The organism is Longimicrobium sp., assembly GCF_036388275.1.
GTDB lineage: Bacteria > Gemmatimonadota > Gemmatimonadetes > Longimicrobiales > Longimicrobiaceae > Longimicrobium.
The window spans coordinates 1-4,060 of the sequence record NZ_DASVSF010000088.1 but is presented as its reverse complement, the minus strand read 5'-3'; the positions used below and the strand labels follow the sequence as shown (position 1 = coordinate 4,060).

The 4,060-nt window shown below is 68.8% G+C and carries 4 protein-coding genes; all 4 read right to left on the bottom strand.

What is annotated here, in order from left to right:
- Positions 1-237: 237 nt before the first annotated feature.
- A complete protein-coding gene (locus tag VF632_RS18310; protein WP_331024381.1) occupies positions 238-807 on the bottom strand; it encodes a hypothetical protein in 570 nt (189 codons plus the stop codon).
- Positions 804-1,106, bottom strand: a complete 303-nt coding sequence (locus VF632_RS18305) for a helix-hairpin-helix domain-containing protein (protein ID WP_331024380.1) — start codon at positions 1,104-1,106, stop codon at positions 804-806. The genes VF632_RS18310 and VF632_RS18305 overlap by 4 nt, the downstream gene beginning before the upstream one ends.
- 346 nt (positions 1,107-1,452) lie before the next feature.
- The gene (gene nhaA / locus VF632_RS18300; protein ID WP_331024379.1) at positions 1,453-2,814 is read right to left on the bottom strand and encodes a Na+/H+ antiporter NhaA; all 1,362 of its coding nucleotides are present in this window, start codon (positions 2,812-2,814) and stop codon (positions 1,453-1,455) included.
- A gap of 401 nt (positions 2,815-3,215) precedes the next feature.
- Positions 3,216-3,890, bottom strand: a complete 675-nt coding sequence (locus VF632_RS18295; protein ID WP_331024378.1) for a M23 family metallopeptidase — start codon at positions 3,888-3,890, stop codon at positions 3,216-3,218.
- Positions 3,891-4,060 lie beyond the last annotated feature (170 nt).

Genomic DNA, 4,060 nt, shown 5'->3' with positions numbered 1-4,060 from the left:
CGCACCGTGCGCCTCGCAGGGCTTCAGAGCTCCGGTTGCCCGGCCACCCTGCCTGCTCGGCTACATGTGTCACAGGCATTTCACATGGTGAACTCCTTTCAGTTCACAAGAGAGATCAGGCTTCGCCTGACGCACCAGAGGACGCAGAGAAAAAGGAGAGGACGCAGAGGGCTGATCCAGCCTCTGCGTCCTCTCTGTCCTTCTCTGCGTCCTCTGCGTGAAATTGCTTCATGGAGGTCAGGACGTGCGCCCGCTGGATTCGGCCGCGCGGCGGATGGCACGCAGGGCTTCCATGCGGATCAACCCGCTGAACGGCTGGACGAAGCGCCAGTAGAACGAGAACGACCGCCGCGCGCGTTCATCGGTGCAGCGGACGCGCGTTTCCGTCGTCACCCGGCACCCGCCCGGCGTGGGCTGGACGGTGAAGTTCCACGCCGCCATCGCCATCCCGGGTCGGTCGAAGGCGCGGAACTCGTCCGGGGTCACGCGGACGATGCCCCCCGCCGGCGTCCAGAACCGCCCCACGAGGCCCAGGACGATCTCCCGCGGCGCATCCTCCTGCAGCAGCACGAACCCCGAATCCAGCAGCCTGTCCATCGTGGTCCCCAGCGCCCGCTCCCCGCGCTTCGGGCGGCGGGTGAGGAGCGCGGGGAGCGAGCGCAGGGCAAAGAGGCCCCGCACCAGCCACGACCGTCCCAGGTCCAGCTCGCGCACCGCGGCCCAGGCGCGCTCCGGCGGGGCGGCGACGTCGGTGGCGTGGAACTCGGAGAACTCCGCCTTCGGCATCCAGGCGTCGATCAGCCTCATTCCGCGGCTCCCGCGCGCCCGGGCTGGTAGGCCGCGCCGCCATCCTTCCACGCCCACCAGCGCAGCAGCTCGGGATCGTGCCGCTCGTGCGAGGCGAAGTAGACGGCGCAGCGAAAGGTGTAGAGCACGCAGGGGTCCTGGCTCGACTCCGTCAATCGGCAGAGGCGATCGAACAGATCCAAGGGATCCGCCCCGCGCAGGTCGGCAATGCGCCGCACGCCCAGGCTGCGCAGGTCGCCGGCGATGGAGGGGCCCACCCCGGGAATGCGCTGCAGCTCGTCCTTGTGCCGGCTCTTCATGGGCGTTGCAACCTTTTTGGGGGATGGCGCGTCTTATCCATCGTACGCGGGGCGGTTTGAAACCTGGCCGCCGACGGCTGCGTACGAAGGACCGTGCGGAACGGATTTCATGTTCTCCTAATCCACACCGCGCAACTTCCGGGGCAGTTTACCGGTACTTACACGCAGGACCGGGCTGGATGGCTTCGAGAATGCCGACGTGACCCCCACCTTCGCCCAGGCGTCCTCCGGGTGGGCACGGCTGAGAACCAGAAGGAACGGAACCCGAGTTCAGGCAGGACACGAGGGGTGTGCGAATTCAACGGAGCCCGCCGGTAGCATCGGCGGGCTCCGTCGCGTTCGGGGATCAGCCCTCGACGACGGCGCCGGGGCCGTGCTTCAGGTTGCGAAGCGCCAGCCACCCCAGCAGCCCCGCCACCACCGACGCGGCGAAGATGCCGATCTTGGCCTGCTCGTCGAGCTCGGGGTGCGCGGGAAACGCCAGCGCCGAGATGAACAGCGACATCGTAAAGCCGATGCCGCCCAGCATGGCGACCCCCCCGATGGCCCGCCAGCCGATGCCGTCGGGCAGCACCGCCATCCCCGTCTTTACCGCCAGCCAAGCGAAGAGCGTGATGCCGATGGGCTTGCCGATCACCAGGCCCAGGGTGACACCCAGCGTCACGGGATGCGTAAACGCCGAGGCCAGGTTGCCACCCAGGTGCACGCCCGCGTTCGACAGGGCGAACAGGGGGATGATCCCGAACGCCACCCAGTAGTGAAGCTCGTGCTCGATGCGCTGCAGCGGCGCCTGGGCGCCCTCGCACAGGTTCTCCATTTCCTGGATGGCCGCCTGCTGCCCCTTGTTGGTCAGCACGTTGGGGCCTTCCTCGCCCGCCACGTCGAAGTGGTCCAGCAGCCGGCGCCCGCCGTCCAGGAACTCGGTGGTGTCGATGCGGGTGCGCGCGGGAATGGTCATCGCCAGCAGCACGCCGGCCACGGTGGCGTGCACGCCGCTCAGCAGGAACGCCACCCACAGCGCCAGGCCCAGCCCCACGTACATCAGCGGGCTTCGCACGCCCAGGCGGTTGGCCAGCACCAGGGCGCCCAGGATCAACGCGCCCACGCCCAGCGCTCCCCAGGCGATGTCGGCGGTGTAGAACAACGCGATCACCAGCACCGCGCCCAGGTCGTCGACGATGGCCAGCGCGGCCAGGAACACCTTGAGTGCCAGCGGCGTGCGCGGCCCCAGCAGCGCCAGCACCCCCAGGGCGAAGGCGATGTCGGTGGCCATGGGAATGCCCCATCCCCGCTGCCCCTCGCCGCCGAAGTTGACGGCCGTGTAGATGAGCGCGGGGACCACCATACCGCCCAGCGCCGCGGCAATGGGCAACGCCGCCCGCCGTGCCGACGCCAGCTCACCCACCAGGAACTCGCGCTTGATCTCCAGCCCCACCAGGAAGAAGAACACGGCCATGAGGCCGTCGTTGATCCAGTGGTGAAGCGAGTAGGTCAGTGCCTGGTTTCCCCAGCGCACCGACAGCTCCGTTTCCCACAGGTGGTGGTAGCTTTCGGCCCAGGAGGAGTTGGCCCACACGATCGCGATCACCGCGCAGGCGATCAGCACGATGCCGCCCGCCGATTCCGTCGCCGCGAACCGCGAGAACGGCGACAGGATGCGCTGGAACCGCGTGGGCGGGGGTGGGGGAAGAACCTGGTAGTGCGCCATGCTTCGTGTCTTCTGGTCGACCACGGTCAACGGGCGACGCAACCTAACAGCGGCCCGCGAACAATCCAACGCTGCTGCTGGATTTGCGCGATGCGGAAGCGCGATTTGTCATCCCGATGGAGCGGCCACCTGCTACCCTGCCGCTACACCGAAGCTGGCAGCGACTGAGGGATCCGCCACAACTCCGGGTCGCGCCACGAAGTCCTCCCCCACACGAAAACAGGCCAGTCCGCGCAGGCGGACTTCGTGTATTTGTTGCAGCGAATTCATTCGCCCGGGCAGAGTCGCCGCCTGCGCCGGCCCTGCCGCGGCATGCACCGGCAGCGTGGACGTGATTGCCCAAACGAAGAAGAGCCGCAGCGGGGCCGCGGCTCTTTTTTCCACCAGGCTGGCCGTGCGGGTCAGCGGTCTTCGCGCGACGCGGTGGCGGCGCGGGCGGCGCTGCCGGCCAGCAGCGGATACGGATTCACGTTCTCGCTTTCCCACCAGCGCTCCATGCTGGTCAGCCGCCCCACGGAAAAGTGGAGGTGGTAGTTGCCGGGTCCCGCGTTCCCCGTATCGCCTACGTAGGCGATCACCTCGCCCCGGCGCACCCGCTGGCCCTCGCGGATGCCGGCCGCGTACCGCTCCAGGTGCGCGTAATAGAAGAGCGTCCGTCCGTCTTCGCCCACCTGGTAGATGGTGATGCCGCCCATGCCGCCGGTGCGCAGCCGGTGGATGACCCCGTCGGCCGCGGCCACCACGGGGCTGCCCTGCGGCGCCATGATGTCGATGGCGTTGTGGGTGCGCCCCCCGGAGCGGGCATCGTTGTACGAGTCGCGAAGCTGCTGGGGACCAATGCCGCGCACCGGGATGGCGAGCGACGCGCCCACCGCCGGGGCAGCGTCGTGGGCGCGTCCGCCCTCGTGCGCACCAAAATGCAGGGTGTCGCGCAGCGCGCGTGAGGACCCACGAGCCTGGCGTCCCGCGGCCTCTTCCGGCGCCGCGCCGATGGCGATGGTGCAGGCGGACAGCGAAAGCGCGGCGGCCAGTGCCAGCGTGCCCCGGAGGGCGTAGTGCATGCGGCGAGTGGTCATGTCGCGAGAGGGCCTGGGGGAACGGTCGGCGGCCGTTTCTCACGGAAACGGCGGCTGCGCGGGCTGGGGTCTGGGAAAGTACCGCGGACGGATTGCGGTTATATTGCGCCATGCCGCCATGACGCGCAAGACTTTCGTTTCATGCGGGCAGACGGAGAGGGCGCGCGGCC

Coding starts and splice junctions, on each gene's coding strand:
- VF632_RS18310 (WP_331024381.1), bottom strand. CDS start 807: ATGAGGCTGATCGACGCCTGGATGCCGAAGGCGGAGTTCTCCGAGTTC.
- VF632_RS18305 (WP_331024380.1), bottom strand. CDS start 1,106: ATGAAGAGCCGGCACAAGGACGAGCTGCAGCGCATTCCCGGGGTGGGC.
- nhaA (WP_331024379.1), bottom strand. CDS start 2,814: ATGGCGCACTACCAGGTTCTTCCCCCACCCCCGCCCACGCGGTTCCAG.
- VF632_RS18295 (WP_331024378.1), bottom strand. CDS start 3,890: ATGACCACTCGCCGCATGCACTACGCCCTCCGGGGCACGCTGGCACTG.